Origin of the sequence: Providencia sp. PROV004 (assembly GCF_011045615.1) — a bacterium.
Taxonomy (GTDB): domain Bacteria; phylum Pseudomonadota; class Gammaproteobacteria; order Enterobacterales; family Enterobacteriaceae; genus Providencia; species Providencia rettgeri.
This window is the reverse complement of record NZ_CP042859.1, coordinates 2,390,737-2,407,422: the sequence shown is the minus strand read 5'-3', so window position 1 is coordinate 2,407,422 and position 16,686 is coordinate 2,390,737. Positions and strand designations below refer to the sequence as shown.

Below are 16,686 nucleotides of genomic sequence, written 5' to 3'. Positions count from 1 at the left end.
ATAACGAGATGAAATTTAGGCCAATTGATGCGAAAAATCGCCGTTTAAAAATTGCTAGCGCGCCATTTACTCATAATAAACAAAGCACCAGCTTAGTCATGCTTTGGGTACTTTTAGCTGCAATACCCGGTATTGCGGCTCAAGTTTATTTTTTTGGCGTTGGCACCTTATATCAAATTATTTTAGCGATGCTAACAGCCGTTATCACAGAAGCGGTTTCTATTCGTTTACGCAAACAACCTGTAGTTCCTGTACTAAAAGATAATTCAGCCATTGTAACTGCTTTATTATTAGCCATCAGCCTACCACCGCTCTCACCTTGGTGGTTAATCGTATTAGGGACATTTTTTGCTATTACGATTGCTAAACAATGTTATGGTGGATTGGGACAAAACCCTTTTAACCCCGCGATGGTGGGTTATGTTGTTTTATTGATATCATTCCCTGTTCATATGACAAACTGGCTACCCCCGCATGAATTACAGAATATGTCGGTTTCAGCCCTTGATAGCCTATCAATTATTCTCAGTGGCCATACACCAACAGGTATTACTCTCGAGCAGCTACGAACGGGAATTGATGGTATGAGCCAAGCAACCCCGCTTGATAGCTTTAAAACGGGCCTACTGACTCATTCTATTTCTGAAGTATTACAACAACCTATTTTGCAAGGTTCCTTAGCCGGTATTGGTTGGCAATGGGTAAATATTGGCTATTTAGTTGGCGGTTTGTTCTTATTACAGCGCCGTATTATTAGCTGGCATATCCCAGTGTCGTTCTTAGGTACGTTGGCAATCTTAGCTATTGTTAGCCACTTAATTGATGATAGCCAGCATGCATCACCATGGGTTCATCTATTGTCTGGCGCCACTATGCTAGGGGCATTTTTTATTGCCACTGACCCTGTTACCGCATCGACAACACCTAAGGGACGAATTATTTTTGGTGTGATCATTGGTTTCCTTGTTTGGGTGATCCGTGTTTACGGTGGTTACCCTGACGCTGTCGCATTTGCCGTGTTACTCGCCAATATTACCGTTCCATTAATTGATTACTATACGCAACCTCGTGCGTACGGCCATGGGCATAAGTAAGGATAACCGTATGTTAAACACGATGAAACGCCATGGTGTAACGTTAGCAATCTTTGCGGCAGGCACGACCGCGCTTAGTGCTGCAGTGTACACGTTAACTAAAGAGACTATTGCTGAACAAGCCGCTATTGTTCAGAAAAAATTACTCGACCAAGTTATACCAAGTGATTTATATGACAATGACCTCGCAAAAGAGTGTTATTTAGTCACTAATGCGGCCATACTTGGTAACAAACAACCTAGGCGTTTGTATCTAGCCCGTAAAAATGGCGAACCCGTTGCTGCGGCATTAGAAACAACGGCATTAGACGGCTACTCTGGCGCGATACATTTATTAGTTGGAACCGATTTTAACGGCACAGTATTGGGAACTCGTGTAACAGAACATCATGAAACACCTGGGCTTGGTGACAAGATTGAGACACGAATATCTGATTGGATTACTTATTTTAGCGGTAAGAAAATAGCCTCTGACAATGACCCTAAATGGGCGGTTAAAAAAGACGGTGGTGAATTTGATCAGTTTACTGGAGCAACAATTACGCCCAGAGCAGTCGTCAATGCGACTAAACGTACTGCTGTATTTATGCAACAAATTCCACAACAATTATCGAATTATCCACGCTGTGGGGACGAATAATGAGCGATACATCTAAAGACTTATTAATGCAAGGTTTGTGGAAAAACAACTCTGCATTGGTTCAACTATTAGGACTTTGTCCGCTTCTTGCTGTTTCATCAACAGCAACAAACGCATTAGGGCTAGGCTTAGCGACAACATTAGTCTTAGTTTGTACTAATGTTGCAGTTTCTGCTTTACGTCGTTGGGTACCATCAGAAATTCGCATCCCTATCTACGTGATGATTATTGCCTCTGTTGTTAGTGCCGTACAAATGCTAATCAACGCATATGCTTTTGGTTTATATGAATCTCTCGGGATCTTTATTCCGTTAATCGTCACCAACTGTATTGTTATTGGGCGAGCAGAAGCCTATGCATCTCGTAATCCTGTTGGGTTATCTGCTCTAGATGGGTTTGCCATGGGCTTAGGCGCAACGGCGACCTTGCTTGTTCTAGGGTCAATTCGTGAAATTTTAGGGAATGGTACCTTGTTTGATGGAGCTGACTTGTTACTTGGTTCTTGGGCCACCTCCCTTCGTATTGAAGTATTACATCTTGATTCTCCATTTTTACTCGCTATGCTACCGCCTGGTGCCTTCATTGGGCTAGCGTTACTATTAGCAGCGAAGTACTTAATTGATGAAAAAATGAAAAAAAGAGCCGCACGACAATCCAGTATTCAACCCGAGCGTGAATATGAAAAACAGCAAGGTTGCGGTAGCCATATTTCTTAACAACGATATTTTGTGAGCAATGAATAAATCAAAACGCATTGAAATTCTAACTCGTCTACGGGATAACAACCCACACCCGACAACGGAGCTAGAATTTAATTCTCCTTTTGAGCTATTAATCGCCGTTTTATTATCAGCTCAAGCGACTGATGTGAGCGTTAATAAAGCGACAGCGAAGCTATACCCTGTTGCTAATACACCTGAAACTATTATGGCGCTAGGTGTGGATGGGATAAAAGAATACATTAAAACCATTGGCTTATTTAATACTAAAGCTGAAAGTGTCTATAAAACCTGTCAAATTTTAATCGAAAAACACAACAGTCAGGTTCCTGAAAACCGAGAGGCTTTGGAAGCCTTACCGGGTGTTGGCCGTAAAACTGCAAATGTGGTTCTTAATACCGCATTTGGCTGGCCGACTATCGCTGTTGACACACATATTTTTCGTGTCTGCAATCGTACTAACTTTGCTCCGGGTAAGAATGTTGTTGAAGTAGAAGAAAAACTCCTTAAAGTTGTACCCGCAGAGTTTAAAGTAGATTGCCACCATTGGTTTATTTTGCATGGACGTTATACTTGTATTGCCCGCAAACCCCGCTGTGGCTCATGTATTATTGAAGATTTATGTGAATTTAAAGAAAAAATATACCCAGAAGATTAGTCAAAATGCTATTTTTATACATTACCAATAAACGGTATTTTTAATGATGAATCTAGTCAGTAACGCATTTTTTCCTTGCTCTAAGACTTTGTCTTACGTAACAATAGAGCCAAACCCAATATCAATAAAACGGTAAGTATGTTCCAAGACAACCCACTGCTCGCACAACTTAAACAAAAACTACATGCCCAGACTCCACGCGTTGAAGGGCTGGTAAAAAGCACAGAAAAAGGCTTTGGCTTTCTCGAAGTTGATGGCCAAAAAAGTTATTTCATTCCGCCGCCTCAAATGAAAAAAGTCATGCATGGCGATCGCGTTATTGCTGCAGTTCGTACAGATAAAGACCGCGAATTTGCAGAACCAGAAGAGCTGGTAGAACCTTTTTTAGATAGGTTTGTTGGGAAAATACAAAAAAAAGACAATGATAACCGCTTATTTGTCATTCCCGATCACCCATTACTGAAAGATATGATTTCTTGCCGTCCTGTTAATGGCATCAATCACGAATTCAAACAAGATGATTGGGTTGTTGCACAAATGCGTCGCCACCCATTAAAGGGTGATAAAACTTTCTACGCTGAAATAACTGAATTTATCACCGATGGTGATGACCATTTTGCCCCTTGGTGGGTAACGTTACGCCGTCACCAATTAGACCGTGATGAACCTAAAATGGTTGATAGTGAACGTGACGATCAAGGAATTGAACGTGTTGATTTAACTCACTTGCATTTTACGACGATAGACAATGCTAGTACTGAAGACATTGATGACGCGCTCTATGTTGAAAGAACCGATAATGGCGATTTAAAGCTGTATATCGCTATCGCTGACCCGACAAGTTATATACCAGAAGGCAGCGAACTAGATAAACTGGCATTAGCCCGCGGCTATACCAACTATTTGCCTGGTTTCAATATTCCAATGTTACCGCGCAGATTATCTGACGACCTATGCTCTTTACGCCCAAATGAACGCCGCCCTACTTTAGTCTGTATTGCGCTAATTAAAGAAGATGGATGCATTGACGATCACATTGAGTTTTTCAGTGCTTGGGTTGAATCGAAATCTAAATTAGTTTATGACGAAGTCTCTGATTGGCTTGAAAATACAGGCAGTTGGCAGCCAGCAAATGATACCGATAAACAGCAAATTTTACTCCTTAAAGAAATGTCAGATAGACGTTTACAATGGCGTGAAAATAATGCCCTCGTCTTCAAAGACCGCCCCGATTACCGCTTTGTATTAGATGATAAAGGCAATGTGGTTGACATCGTGACTGAACGTCGCCGTAGCTCTAATCGCATTGTTGAAGAAGCTATGATCGCGTCTAACCTCTGCGCTGCTGCAGTACTAAAAGAAAAATTAGGGTTTGGGGTGTTTAATGTGCATATGGGGTTTGAACCTCTGCAAATTGACCAAGTCGTGCAAACACTAAAAGATAACGGTATTGAAACAACGGCTGAATCGTTGTTATCACTAGAAGGTTTCCGTCAACTACGCCGTCAATTAGATGCACAGCCGACTCAATTCCTTGATAGCCGAATTCGTCGTTACCAAACTTTTGCGGAAGTCAAAGCTGAGCCCGGTCCACATTTTGGTTTAGGGTTTGATGCTTATGCGACTTGGACTTCACCAATTCGTAAGTATACCGATATCGTCAATCATCGTTTAATAAAGTCTATTATTGCCGGTAAACCTTCTACGGATAAACCCTCCGAAGAATTATCAATCAAATTAGCTGAACGTCGTCGTGCAAATCGTATGGCTGAACGTGATGTTGGTGACTGGCTCTATTCGCGTTACTTAAAGCCTTTTGAGGGTACAGATACTAAATTCCCAGCTGAAATTATCGATATTACCCGTGGTGGAGTGCGAGTTCGCTTAGTCGACAATGGTGCCGTTGCATTTGTCCCTGCCCCCTTTATTCATAGCGTTCGTGATGAGATTCAATGTAGCCAAGAAACAGGCAATGTGCTTGTTAAAGGTGAAATAGCTTACCAACTTAACGATATTATTAATGTCACCATTAATGAAGTTCGTATGGAAACACGTAATATCGTTGCTAGACCAGCCGAATAACAACTTTTCTGCTATTCTTAAAAGACCATAGTTTGATATCTATGGTCTTTTATTTTTCTATAAATTGTTTTTTAACATCATATTCGCATTAAACGTTAAACAGCGAGCACTTTTCCAGATCTTTTCCTGATTATTCTTATTCGTATAATAACCTATCATGATATTTTGTTAACTGTTAAATCTGTACTAAGGATCACTAAAATGAACACAGTAAGCAAACGTATTTTATCATTCATGGTGATAGCCACAGTCGCTATCAGTGTCAGTGCCTGTTCAAATATGTCTAAACGCGATAAAAACACAGCGATTGGTGCTGGTGTAGGTGCTGTTGGTGGTGCCGTACTGACAGGCGGAAGCTCCGTAGGAACCGTTGGCGGTGCTGCAATTGGTGGAATTATCGGTCACCAAGTCGGTAAATAAATCTCATTACATCCTTTATTTTCTCTCCTTAATCTACAATAGCGTTCATCATGAACGCTATTGTATTTTTCATATCCGATAATCTATTAAACTATTGACGGAAAAAAGTGTACAAAGTACACTTACAATTAATGCAAAGGGAGGGAACCCTGTGAGTCACGCAATTGAATTTATTGAAACGAGCTTTTTTACTAAACAAATCCAATCGATAGCAACACAAGAAGAACTTAGGACACTACAAAATGAACTTATCGCATGGCCAGATAAAGGCGATATTATCCAAGGAACAGGTGGTCTTCGCAAAATTAGGATGGCAACAGGTAATAAAGGAAAAAGTGCAAGTGTACGGGTTATTTATTTCCTAGCTACAGCAGAAATCATTTATTTTATAATGGCTTACCCAAAGAATGTCAAAGATACGCTAAATGACTTAGAAAAAGCAGAATTAAAGAAACTAACGAAATTACTAAAAAATGAGGTATAAAATGAGTATATTCAACGAATTAAAAGCCTCTTTAGAAGAAGCTGTTGACATTAAACACGGTCACCAAAAAGCTGCTAATGTCACTCGTTACGAAATTACTGACGTCAAAGCAATTCGAGAACAACTTAATGTTTCACAAAGCGAATTAGCTCATGCGCTAGGGACGAGTATCGACACCATTAAAAGTTGGGAACTTAAACGACGTAACCCAACAGGATTAGCGGCTAAAATACTCATTGCTATTAAGCGAAATCCTGCTTTATTTGCCGAGTTAGCAGCAATTTAACCACTTCTTCGTTATAAAATGAGTGGCTCTCTAAGTCGCCACTCATGAAAAATAGCAAAATTGTCGAGTCAATCAGCCACCAGCTAACTTGACTTGAAAACCTTTCGCCTCAAGGTACTGTTTAATAACATCACGTTTGTCGCCTTGAATTTCAACGTTACCGTCTTTGACAGCCCCGCCACAGCCACATTTCTTTTTAAGGTCAGCCGCTAGTTTTGCTAATTCGCTATCTTCAAGGTCAAGACCTGTAACAACACAAACCCCTTTCCCTTTGCGTCCTGATGTCTCACGGCGAATTCGCACAATACCATCGCCTTTAGGCCTTTCAACTTTGGGTTTTTCGTCAGCAATACGTCCTGTCTCAGTGCTGTAAACAAGACGACTATTTGTATCACTCATAGCAAACCTTCAATAGATTGATTGATTTGTTGTAATGTGACTGTTGGGTTTTCACTACGTGTAATCGGACGCCCAATCACCATATAATCGACACCTGCTTTCACTGCATCTTGTGGTGTCATAATGCGACGTTGGTCCCCGACATCACTACCTGTAGGGCGAATACCTGGGGTAACTAATTTGAAATCAGCACCACATAACTGTTTTAAACGTTGAGCTTCATGTGCAGAGCAAACAACACCGTCCAACCCACATTGCTTCGTTAATAAGGCCAAACGCTCTGCATGAACTGCCGGTGAAACGTTAATTCCAACACCTGAGAGGTCAGATTCATCCATACTCGTTAATACTGTTACTGCAGTAAGTAATGGCGCTTCTTTACCATAAGGCTCAAGAGATTGGCGCGCCGCTTCCATCATACGAGCCCCACCACCAGCATGGACATTAACCATCCATACCCCCATTTCAGCTGCAGCCGCAACCGCACGAGCAACAGTATTTGGAATATCATGAAATTTCAAATCTAAGAAAATATCAAAACCACGTTCATGGAGTGACTTAACAAATTGAGGACCATTAAAAGTAAACATTTCTTTGCCAACTTTTAAGCGACAATCACGTGGGTCAATACGATCCACAAAAGCCAAAGCTTCATTAGCATCTTCATAATCAAGTGCCACAATAATTGGTGAATGTGTGTGGTTCTCAGTTGAGGAAATCATTTCTTAGCCTTTAAAGAGTCGTTATTATTTAAAAAGTGACGCTGTCACTGACCATCTAGCCCGCGAATAGGTTTAATTGTGTCCCAAGAACGACAAGATGGACAATGCCAATATAATGCACGCGATGTAAACCCGCATTTATGGCAGCGATAATCGGGTTTTGTACGAATTTGTTCCCCTACCATTTTACGCAGCAAAATCAAACTTTCTTTTGCCCTTCCATCTTCAGCTTCTTCAAGATGGTAATCCATTAAACGATAGAATAAACGCATGGTAGGATGGCGTTGAATTTGGTCATTAATGTAATTCGCAGCCGCTTCATGATTTTGTTTTTCAACAATAATATCGGCTAAATAAAGTTCTGCGATAGCCCCTGAATTACCTGCAACACACTGACGAAGGTAATCTTCCCACTCATCTGCTTGGCCAGTATGTTGGTAGCAATCAAACAGTAAAGGTAATGTTTCAGCGACGAGTTCTCTATCTTGTTCATAGACTTGTTTTAAGACATGAACCGCTTTGTCGTAATTACCTTGCTCGATAAACAACCGACCTTTCATAATCGAAACTCGAGCGCAGTGGTTATCGGCTTGCTCTGCCTTATTTAACAATGTCAGTGCATCTTCAAGATCATCGCTAGCGAGTTGTTGGGTCGCTAATTCACAATAAAAATGCGCAATTTGCTCACGTAACTCGGGGTGCCCTAATTTAACCAGTTTTCCTGCTATTTCAATGGCTTTTGTCCAGTCACTGGTAAGCTGATAAATATTTAAGAGGGATTGTAAGGCACTTTGTTTGAAATCGACTTCGTCTGTCAATTGCTGAAACATATTTTCTGCACGGTCATAAACCCCTGCAGCCATGTAATCTCGGCCAAGCTGTTGGGTTGCTAATAAGCGTTGTTCAAATGACAAAGCGGCGCTTTCTACCAGCGACTGGTGAATACGAATGGCACGTTCAACTTCACCACGAGAACGGAATAAATTTCCCAGCGTGAGATGAGCCTCAAAAGCGGAACTGTCTTCATTTTTCAGCATATCGAGGAATAAATCGACAGCTTTGTCTTGTTGATTAGATAATAGGAAGTTAACGCCTGTAACATAATCACGTGACAAGCGATTCGCATGTTGTTGCTTATCTTGTTGAGCACTTCTGCGCCCCATGTACCAACCGTAAGCAGCAGCAACCGGTAGCAGCAGAAACAGCAACTCGAACATACAGGATTATTCCTTGTTCTGAGTCGTCACTAATGAGGTTGAGTCGGAAATATTACTTTCTCCAGCACCTAATTGTGATTCTAAACGTCGAATTTTACGACGTGCGTTTTTCAGGCTAACGATGACTCGTAAATAAAACACGGCACAGACTAGCCAACCTAGCACAAAACCGACACCAAAAAGTGATGCAAGAAGGGTCGATAATGAAAAATCCCCTTTTGCAATCAGGTAGTTAAATGTAATAACCTGATCATTGCTTGAACCTAGCGTAATCGAAACAATAAAAAAAGCGACCGCTAGTAATAAAATCAGAAAATATTTCACATTTATTCCCGTTATCAGTTCTATTCATCCAATAATATCTACCTGTTAAGGTAGCATTTCCAGCGCATTCAGACAAAGCAATTTATTTTATACAATGAGATATTTAAGTTAGATCTCCCCTAATAATGGCCAACTTGATGAAAGATTAATCGGCTTTACTAAATAGTCCCCATGCCCGTAAAATATAATAACCAAATATGGTAAAACAAGCACTGATGATCACTGAAGTTATTATATCTATAGGCCAATGCATTCCCAACAACATCCGACTAAACGCAATACCCTCTGCCCAAATAGCAAGCCCTATCGATAAAGCATATAAATGCTGTTGCCAAAAAAGCACAATTAAAAACAATGCCCAGCCTGCTGCAAATAACATATGACCCGAAGGAAAAGAATACCCCGTTTCTGCTTGCCAATGTTTACGCTGCCACTTAGCTATATTTTCATCTTGTTTAACCGTATTTTTAATTAATTTCGCTCGTTCACTACGTTTTAACTCATAAAACTCTGATGAAGGAATTTGATATTGAGTTGCCAACCATTCCACATAAGGACGCGGTTCTTTAAATGTGCTTTTTAATGCGCTCTTCAAACCTTGTTGCAGTAATACCGCACTGACCAGAACAAGCAAAATTTTCAGTCGCTGTTTCTTTTCTGAACGGAAAACGAATATAACGACTCCAAGAAATAAAAAAGACGTTAAAATACTATAAGGCGCTCCCGCAGTGTCTGTCAGCCAAAGAAGCCATTTCATTGAGTTAAACTGGGTTTCTGGTGACCAATGCCACCCTGTAACTATCATCACCATGGGAGGCATGATTAATAACAATGCAAAAGCACAAACAACCAAAACCGTTTTTTTCATTCAATGTATTCCAAATAAAGTTCTATTAAATATACAAATATTCCATTCACCTATTATTAACTCTGTTATAGTAATACAGCGTTGGTCGTGTGCAAAGAATACCAACCTCTATATGCTAAACGTCATATAGCGTCGATGTATTATAGTTAAGCTACTTTATATCGATAAACGTTATTAATTAAGCAAGAGTTACTTTAACTAATGAAAGAAAATATGCAGCTAAAACGCGTTGCCGAAGCAAAACTCCCAACACCTTTCGGTGAGTTTTTAATGGTGGGTTTTGAAGAAATCGCAACCGGTCGTGATCATGTAGCGTTAATTTTTGGCGATATCTCAGGAGATACACCGGTACTTAGCCGGATCCACTCCGAATGTTTAACAGGAGATGCGTTATTTAGTCTACGTTGCGATTGTGGTTTTCAATTAGAAGCCGCGCTCTCTCAGATTAGTAAAGAAGGCCGAGGGGTATTACTTTATCATCGTCAAGAAGGCCGAAACATAGGCTTGCTAAATAAAATCCGTGCTTATGCATTGCAAGATCAAGGCCTTGATACGGTTGAAGCTAACATCAAACTCGGATTCAAAGCCGATGAACGTGATTTTACCTTATGCTCTGATATGTATAAATTATTGGGAATTAATGAAGTCCGTTTATTGACAAATAACCCGAAAAAAATAGACATCATGCGTGAAGCTGGAATTAACGTGGTAGAGCGTGTTCCACTGATTGTCGGTCGTAACCCAAGTAACGAACATTACCTTGACGTTAAAGCAGAAAAAATGGGACACATGCTATTTAAGCATCAGTGATCTCACCAAAGGAAGAGTGTTCTGCTCTTCCCTTTCTTCTCCTCATTCTGATTATCATCATTCAAAGTGTGCCATTTACCCGCTGCTATATTCACTTTCTTTCTATAAGGTTTATACTGTTAGCCATCTGATTACCCTGACGAATAAACTGAGCTCTTGAGGTTTATTCCGCATACTACCAGGAGATACTGTGAACAACCTGCATTCCATTCAACGCATGAGAAGATTGCGTAAGACCGAAAAACTCCGCACTTTATTCCAAGAAACCCACCTTTCCGTTAATGACCTTTGCTTGCCAATTTTTGTTGAAGAAGAACTCGACGACTATATGCCAATCAATAGCATGCCGGGTGTTATGCGTATTCCTGAGAAACGCCTTGCCTATGAAATTGAGCGTATCGCAAATGCAGGAATAAAATCAGTGATGACCTTTGGGGTTTCCCATCATCTTGATGATAATGGTAGTGATGCATGGCAAGAGAATGGTTTAGTGGCACGCATGTCACGTATCTGCAAAGAAACCGTTCCTGAAATGATAGTGATGTCTGACACCTGTTTCTGTGAATACACCTCTCATGGTCACTGTGGCGTTATGCACGGTCATGTCGTTGACAACGATGCAACTATCCATAACCTAGGTTTACAAGCGGTTGCCGCCGCACGTGCAGGCGCTGATTTCATTGCCCCTTCTGCCGCAATGGATGGCCAGGTTGCTGCAATCCGTCATGCTCTTGATGAAGCTGGCTTTACAGATACTGCAATTATGTCTTACTCCACAAAATTTGCATCCGCACTGTATGGCCCATTCCGAGATGCAGCAGGTTCATGCCTTAAAGGCGATAGAAAAACCTATCAGATGAACCCAATGAACCGCCGTGAAGCGCTCCATGAGTCACTAATTGATGAGCGCGAAGGTGCTGACGCGCTAATGATAAAGCCTGCCGGAGCGTATTTGGATATTATTCGTGATTTACGCGAACACACTCAATTACCCATCGGGGCTTATCAAGTCAGTGGAGAATACGCACAAATTAAATTTGCCGCTCAAGCGGGTGCAATTGATGAAACGCGTGTGGCTCTTGAAACACTAGGGTCAATTAAACGCGCAGGCGCTGATCTTATTTTCACTTATTTCGCTTTACAGTTAGCTGAAGCCAACGCGTTATAATCTCATTCAGTTAAAAAAAACCGCATTACTGTACATAAACACAGTAGCGCGGTTTTTTGTCATTTCTGTTGAATAATAGTACTTAAAACGCCTAATTTATAGCCAGTTGGCTATTTTGCTCTTTGCAATTCAAGTTGTTGGGTTAATGTTTGCACATAATGCTGTGCTTGCTCTGGCGTTGCTAAACCGGCAATTAATAAATCTTGTTTACCCGCAGATGTTGTTGCAACCACTCCCCAGTAATCGACTTCAACCGTAATACTCTCAGGGTTTTGATCGGGCATAGGCAAAATATCAAAGTAGTCTTGTAATGGTGCAATGGTAATAGTGGTGTAATCTGCATTTAAGCCGAGTGGAAATTCTTTGTCTGCATATAAACGCAAATCATGGACTTCCGTTTCAGGTGTTCTCATCACAATAGAATATAAGTTAGGTATGTGCTCCAAAATGTCACGAACCTCTTCGTTCGCACCATCAAAATGGGATGTGGTTAATAAGATATCTGCTGCCCACAATGCCCCTTTATAGAAATCGGTTTCATTGATATCTGCCATACTCATTTCCTTTATAGTGTTTTCGATAAGCTCAGTTACATGGTGACCCGTGCTAAAGCTATTACATTCAATTAATTTGCACAAAGAAACTTATTTATGGCGAACTTCACCCTATTTTCATTTAGCCTAGTAGCGACTATTTTCTCCTTTAATCTACCGTCTATTTAACACCATAACGTAGATTGCTATCAAAAATATTGAGAAAAAACAAAATTGATAAATAAGATTAAATATTAAAAAATAAAAACGCCCGTAGGATAACAATCTTACAGGCGTTTCAGTAACACAATTGAATGATTAATGCAGCATCTGTCTTATAACATAATGTAAAATACCACCATGACGGTAATAATCCATCTCCGTTGCAGTATCAATACGACAGCGGGTTATAACTTCCTTTATATCACCATTGCCATACGTGATTTTCACTGTGATATCTTGTCCAGGAGTAATTGACTGTAACCCCGTGACATCAATGCGTTCATCACCTTTTAAATTGAGTGTCTTACGGGATACCCCATCTTTAAACTCTAAAGGTATAACCCCCATACCAATCAAATTGGAACGGTGGATACGCTCATATGACTCAGTAATGACGACTCTCACACCTAATAAATTTGTACCTTTCGCAGCCCAATCTCGGCTAGAACCTGAACCATATTCTTTACCCGCAATGATAGCCAATGGGCGATTTTCTTGTTGATACAGCATCGCTGCATCATAAATCGCCATTTGTTTGCCTGTCGGTATATGTAAGGTATAACCGCCCTCCACACCTGGTACCATTTCATTACGAATACGAATATTTGCAAATGTACCGCGCATCATCACTTCATGGTTACCACGACGCGAACCATAAGAGTTGAAATCTGCGACAGTAACACCGTGTTCTTGCAGATAGCGTCCTGCTGGGCTCTCTTTTTTGATATTCCCCGCGGGAGAAATATGGTCAGTGGTGACCGAGTCACCGAGGATCGCTAAAATATTTGCGCCATGAATATCTTTAACAGGTACTGGCTGAGATTGCATTCCTTCAAAGAAAGGTGGATGGCGGATATAGGTCGAGTCTGCTTGCCAGTGATAAGTTGAAGAGCTTTCAACTTTTAATGCTCTCCAAGCATCATCACCTTCAAAGACCGCGTTATATTCCTTACGGAACATATCTGTTTTAACTTGCTGTACAGCTTGCGCAATTTCAGCACTTGATGGCCAAATATCTTTCAAATAAACATCATTACCCGATTTATCAACCCCGATAGGGTCAGTTTTCAAGTTGATATTCATATTACCCGCCAGTGCATAGGCAACAACAAGCGGCGGAGAGGCTAACCAGTTAGTTTTCACCAGTGGGTGAATTCGCCCTTCAAAGTTACGGTTTCCTGACAGTACGGCACCAACAGTAAGATCCGTTTGTTTAATCGCTTCTTCTATTGGTTCTGGTAATGGCCCTGAGTTACCAATACAGGTTGTGCATCCATACCCGACAAGGTTAAACCCAAGCTTATCTAAATACGGTGTTAAACCTGCAACGGCAAGATAATCAGTAACCACTTTAGAACCCGGTGCTAATGATGATTTAACCCACGGTTGGCGAACTAACCCTTTTTCAACGGCTTTTTTCGCTAATAGCCCCGCCGCCATTAATACACTTGGGTTCGACGTGTTTGTACAAGAGGTAATTGCTGCAATAACGACCGCGCCATCGGTTAATTCAAAGGTTTTATTTTGATATTTAACCGAAGGATAGCTCGATTGGATTTTCTTATTGACTTCTAATTCGACTGCGCCACGAAATGCTTTTGGTACTTGGCTAAGTTCGACTCTGTCTTGTGGACGTTTAGGCCCGGCTAAACTGGATTCGACTGTCGACATGTCTAACTCAAGTGTACTGGTAAAAATCGGTTCATCGCCCGCATAACGCCATAAACCCTGCTCTTTACTATAAGCTTCCACCAGCGCAATTTCATCATCACTGCGCCCAGTTAAACGCATATAAGACAGTGTTACTTCATCAACCGGGAAAAAGCCACACGTTGCACCATATTCAGGGGACATATTCGCAATCGTTGCTCGGTCTGCTAATGGTAAATCGGCCAAGCCGTCACCATAGAATTCAACAAACTTACCCACGACACCATGTTGACGTAGCATTTGTGTCACTGTCAACACAAGGTCAGTTGCTGTGATCCCTTCGGATAATTTACCCGTTAATTTAAAACCAACAACGTCAGGGATTAGCATCGAGACAGGTTGGCCTAACATAGCGGCTTCAGCTTCAATACCACCGACACCCCAACCTAATACACCTAACCCATTGATCATCGTCGTATGGGAGTCCGTGCCCACTAAAGTATCTGGATAAGCATATAATTTACCGTCAATTTCTTCATACCATACCGCCTTACCAAGGTATTCTAAATTAACTTGGTGACAAATACCTGTACCAGGTGGTACCACTTGAAAACGATTAAACGCTTTTTGCCCCCAACGTAGAAATAAATAACGCTCATGGTTACGCGCCATTTCAATTTCAACGTTATCGCCAAAGGCGGATTGGGTGGCAAACTCATCCACCATTACCGAGTGGTCAATGACCAAATCTACGGGTGATAACGGATTCACTTGATCAACATTGCCACCTAATGATTTAACCGCTTCACGCATCGCGGCCAGGTCAACAACAGCAGGAACTCCGGTAAAATCTTGCATAAGCACACGCGCGGGACGATACGCAATTTCCCTATCTGCATGTGCATTTTTTTGCCAGTCAATAATGGCTTGTAAATCTTGTTCAACAACTGAGTTACCATCAATATGACGTAATAGGTTTTCAAGTAAGACTTTTAATGATTTAGGTAACTTCGTCCCATCACCGAGCTTTTTTTCAGCTAGCGCTAAACTGAAGTAATTATACTGCTTGTTTCCAACATTGAGTGTCGAGGCACTCGTTGTTTTTAGACTCAACGACATAACTCCTCCTTGGTTTTTATGGCTATGGCAATATGTGTATTTACCGCCATTATTTTTTGTTAACCAATTGTAATCATAGTTGCTCTAGAAATTCGATTTATAGATTTTGTGCCAAATATTGAATGTTTCTCTATTAATAATAGGAAATTTAAGATAAGAAGGGAAATAAGTCAGAAAATAGCTTGGTACACCAACAAAGTATTGACAATAAAAACCCTAGAAATACAGTCACTAGGGTTATTATTGGGTAGTACAGAAATATAAAGAAATTAGATGATAGGCAATTTCATATCTTTAAAAAATTCTTCAATCTCTTCATTATTACGAATAGCAACCGCTTTATCGACCACATCACGAGTTAGATGCGGTGCGAAGCGCCACATAAAATCGTACATATAGCTCCGTAAGAAACTGGTGCGTTTAAAACCAATCTTCGTTGTGCTATAGCTGAACTTATCACGCATATCAATTACAACTAAATCACTATCACTCACCGGGTCAACTGCCATACTCGCAATGATACCGATCCCTAGCCCTAACCTGACGTAGGTTTTGATCACGTCGGCATCCGTTGCGGTAAAAATAATTTTGGGCTCAAGACCAATTTTCTGAAATGCCACATCTAATTCTGAACGTCCAGTAAACCCATGGGTATACGTTACAATTTGATATTCCGCGATATCTTCAATAGTGACATTTTTTTTCGTCGCTAGCGGATGGTCTTTTTGCACAACGACACAGCGGTTCCAATGGTAGCATGGCAACATAATCAAATCGTTATACAGGTGCAGTGCTTCTGTTGCTATCGCAAAATCGCTATTTCCTTTGCAAACTTCTTCAGCTATTTGCGTTGGAGACCCTTGCTGCATGTGCAATGAAACATGTGGGTAACGCTCAATAAAGCCTTTGATTGTTGGAGGTAAAGCATAACGAGCTTGTGTATGTGTCGTCGCAATACTTAAACTTCCCCGATCGGGATAAGTGTGCTCCCCAGCAACCGAACGGATCGCTTCTATTTTTGATAGTACTTCTCGGGAGATCCGCACGACTTCTTCCCCTGCTGGGGTGACATGCGTTAAATGTTTACCACTACGTGCAAAAATTTGGATCCCAAGCTCATCTTCAAGCATCCGCACTTGTTTGCTGATACCGGGCTGTGACGTAAAAAGCCCCTCAGCGGTTGAGGAGACATTCAAGTCATGGTTAACCACTTCAACAATATAACGTAATTGCTGCAATTTCATATTTCAGTCTACCTCATACATGAATAA

General features: G+C 41.0%; 18 protein-coding genes. 10 read left to right on the top strand and 8 right to left on the bottom strand.

The genetic code is table 11. The features are described 5' to 3' along the window. The first annotated feature begins 8 nt into the window (after positions 1–8). From rsxD to nadS, 8 genes are all read left to right on the top strand, one after another. On the top strand, positions 9–1,094 hold the full coding sequence (gene rsxD / locus FVA69_RS10710) for an electron transport complex subunit RsxD (protein WP_004910990.1): 1,086 nt from the start codon (positions 9–11) through the stop codon (positions 1,092–1,094). Between the two features lie 10 nt (positions 1,095–1,104). After that, positions 1,105–1,734: an electron transport complex subunit RsxG gene (gene rsxG / locus FVA69_RS10705; protein ID WP_164528819.1), complete on the top strand. Its 630-nt coding sequence runs from the start codon at positions 1,105–1,107 to the stop codon at positions 1,732–1,734. Next, positions 1,734–2,450, top strand: a complete 717-nt coding sequence (locus FVA69_RS10700) for an electron transport complex subunit E (RefSeq protein WP_004910994.1) — start codon at positions 1,734–1,736, stop codon at positions 2,448–2,450. Before rsxG ends, FVA69_RS10700 begins: the two co-directional genes overlap by 1 nt. A gap of 19 nt (positions 2,451–2,469) precedes the next feature. Then, the gene (gene nth / locus FVA69_RS10695) at positions 2,470–3,111 is read left to right on the top strand and encodes an endonuclease III (RefSeq protein ID WP_102138606.1); all 642 of its coding nucleotides are present in this window, start codon (positions 2,470–2,472) and stop codon (positions 3,109–3,111) included. A 138-nt stretch (positions 3,112–3,249) separates the two neighbouring features. Beyond that, on the top strand, positions 3,250–5,193 hold the full coding sequence (locus FVA69_RS10690; protein WP_109912262.1) for an exoribonuclease II: 1,944 nt from the start codon (positions 3,250–3,252) through the stop codon (positions 5,191–5,193). Between the two features lie 201 nt (positions 5,194–5,394). Further along, a complete protein-coding gene (osmB, locus tag FVA69_RS10685; RefSeq protein WP_004911006.1) occupies positions 5,395–5,613 on the top strand; it encodes an osmotically-inducible lipoprotein OsmB in 219 nt (72 codons plus the stop codon). A 151-nt stretch (positions 5,614–5,764) separates the two neighbouring features. Continuing rightward, complete coding sequence (locus FVA69_RS10680; protein WP_109912263.1) at positions 5,765–6,097, top strand: type II toxin-antitoxin system RelE/ParE family toxin; 333 nt, start codon at positions 5,765–5,767, stop codon at positions 6,095–6,097. Position 6,098: 1 nt separating this feature from the next. Then, positions 6,099–6,383: a NadS family protein gene (nadS, locus tag FVA69_RS10675; RefSeq protein ID WP_004911011.1), complete on the top strand. Its 285-nt coding sequence runs from the start codon at positions 6,099–6,101 to the stop codon at positions 6,381–6,383. 72 nt (positions 6,384–6,455) lie between these two features. On the opposite strand, the gene yciH is transcribed toward nadS, so the two are convergent. The 5 genes from yciH to FVA69_RS10650 all read right to left on the bottom strand — a co-directional run bounded on the left by yciH (position 6,456) and on the right by FVA69_RS10650 (position 9,913). After that, entirely contained in the window at positions 6,456–6,782 is a 327-nt protein-coding gene (gene yciH, locus FVA69_RS10670; RefSeq protein WP_109912264.1) for a stress response translation initiation inhibitor YciH, read from the bottom strand. Then, entirely contained in the window at positions 6,779–7,504 is a 726-nt protein-coding gene (gene pyrF / locus FVA69_RS10665) for an orotidine-5'-phosphate decarboxylase (protein WP_109912265.1), read from the bottom strand. The genes yciH and pyrF overlap by 4 nt, the downstream gene beginning before the upstream one ends. A gap of 44 nt (positions 7,505–7,548) precedes the next feature. Next, positions 7,549–8,721: a lipopolysaccharide assembly protein LapB gene (gene lapB, locus FVA69_RS10660; protein WP_109912266.1), complete on the bottom strand. Its 1,173-nt coding sequence runs from the start codon at positions 8,719–8,721 to the stop codon at positions 7,549–7,551. A gap of 6 nt (positions 8,722–8,727) precedes the next feature. Beyond that, positions 8,728–9,045 (bottom strand): LapA family protein, encoded by a 318-nt coding sequence (locus FVA69_RS10655; protein WP_004911022.1) that lies wholly within the window; start codon positions 9,043–9,045, stop codon positions 8,728–8,730. A 145-nt stretch (positions 9,046–9,190) separates the two neighbouring features. After that, positions 9,191–9,913, bottom strand: a complete 723-nt coding sequence (locus FVA69_RS10650) for a phosphatase PAP2 family protein (RefSeq protein ID WP_164528818.1) — start codon at positions 9,911–9,913, stop codon at positions 9,191–9,193. A gap of 213 nt (positions 9,914–10,126) precedes the next feature. Between FVA69_RS10650 and ribA the strand changes: the two genes are divergently transcribed. Together ribA and hemB are read left to right on the top strand one after the other, a co-directional pair. Continuing rightward, positions 10,127–10,723, top strand: a complete 597-nt coding sequence (gene ribA / locus FVA69_RS10645) for a GTP cyclohydrolase II (protein WP_004911029.1) — start codon at positions 10,127–10,129, stop codon at positions 10,721–10,723. Between the two features lie 190 nt (positions 10,724–10,913). Then, positions 10,914–11,891, top strand: coding sequence for a porphobilinogen synthase (hemB, locus tag FVA69_RS10640; RefSeq protein ID WP_110731948.1), 978 nt, complete (start codon positions 10,914–10,916; stop codon positions 11,889–11,891). A 110-nt stretch (positions 11,892–12,001) separates the two neighbouring features. On the opposite strand, the gene FVA69_RS10635 is transcribed toward hemB, so the two are convergent. The 3 genes from FVA69_RS10635 to cysB form a co-directional block, all read right to left on the bottom strand. Then, on the bottom strand, positions 12,002–12,445 hold the full coding sequence (locus FVA69_RS10635; protein WP_004911037.1) for a hypothetical protein: 444 nt from the start codon (positions 12,443–12,445) through the stop codon (positions 12,002–12,004). Between the two features lie 297 nt (positions 12,446–12,742). Beyond that, the gene (gene acnA / locus FVA69_RS10630; RefSeq protein ID WP_164528817.1) at positions 12,743–15,415 is read right to left on the bottom strand and encodes an aconitate hydratase AcnA; all 2,673 of its coding nucleotides are present in this window, start codon (positions 15,413–15,415) and stop codon (positions 12,743–12,745) included. 269 nt (positions 15,416–15,684) lie between these two features. Continuing rightward, complete coding sequence (gene cysB / locus FVA69_RS10625; protein ID WP_004911040.1) at positions 15,685–16,659, bottom strand: HTH-type transcriptional regulator CysB; 975 nt, start codon at positions 16,657–16,659, stop codon at positions 15,685–15,687. Positions 16,660–16,686: the final 27 nt, after the last annotated feature.

Excerpts from the sequence above, each read along its gene's own strand:
- rsxD (WP_004910990.1), top strand. The coding sequence starts at position 9 with ATGAAATTTAGGCCAATTGATGCGAAAAATCGCCGTTTAAAAATTGCT.
- rsxG (WP_164528819.1), top strand. The coding sequence starts at position 1,105 with ATGTTAAACACGATGAAACGCCATGGTGTAACGTTAGCAATCTTTGCG.
- FVA69_RS10700 (WP_004910994.1), top strand. The coding sequence starts at position 1,734 with ATGAGCGATACATCTAAAGACTTATTAATGCAAGGTTTGTGGAAAAAC.
- nth (WP_102138606.1), top strand. The coding sequence starts at position 2,470 with ATGAATAAATCAAAACGCATTGAAATTCTAACTCGTCTACGGGATAAC.
- FVA69_RS10690 (WP_109912262.1), top strand. The coding sequence starts at position 3,250 with ATGTTCCAAGACAACCCACTGCTCGCACAACTTAAACAAAAACTACAT.
- osmB (WP_004911006.1), top strand. The coding sequence starts at position 5,395 with ATGAACACAGTAAGCAAACGTATTTTATCATTCATGGTGATAGCCACA.
- nadS (WP_004911011.1), top strand. The coding sequence starts at position 6,099 with ATGAGTATATTCAACGAATTAAAAGCCTCTTTAGAAGAAGCTGTTGAC.
- yciH (WP_109912264.1), bottom strand. The coding sequence starts at position 6,782 with ATGAGTGATACAAATAGTCGTCTTGTTTACAGCACTGAGACAGGACGT.
- pyrF (WP_109912265.1), bottom strand. The coding sequence starts at position 7,504 with ATGATTTCCTCAACTGAGAACCACACACATTCACCAATTATTGTGGCA.
- lapB (WP_109912266.1), bottom strand. The coding sequence starts at position 8,721 with ATGTTCGAGTTGCTGTTTCTGCTGCTACCGGTTGCTGCTGCTTACGGT.
- FVA69_RS10650 (WP_164528818.1), bottom strand. The coding sequence starts at position 9,913 with ATGAAAAAAACGGTTTTGGTTGTTTGTGCTTTTGCATTGTTATTAATC.
- ribA (WP_004911029.1), top strand. The coding sequence starts at position 10,127 with ATGCAGCTAAAACGCGTTGCCGAAGCAAAACTCCCAACACCTTTCGGT.
- FVA69_RS10635 (WP_004911037.1), bottom strand. The coding sequence starts at position 12,445 with ATGGCAGATATCAATGAAACCGATTTCTATAAAGGGGCATTGTGGGCA.
- acnA (WP_164528817.1), bottom strand. The coding sequence starts at position 15,415 with ATGTCGTTGAGTCTAAAAACAACGAGTGCCTCGACACTCAATGTTGGA.
- cysB (WP_004911040.1), bottom strand. The coding sequence starts at position 16,659 with ATGAAATTGCAGCAATTACGTTATATTGTTGAAGTGGTTAACCATGAC.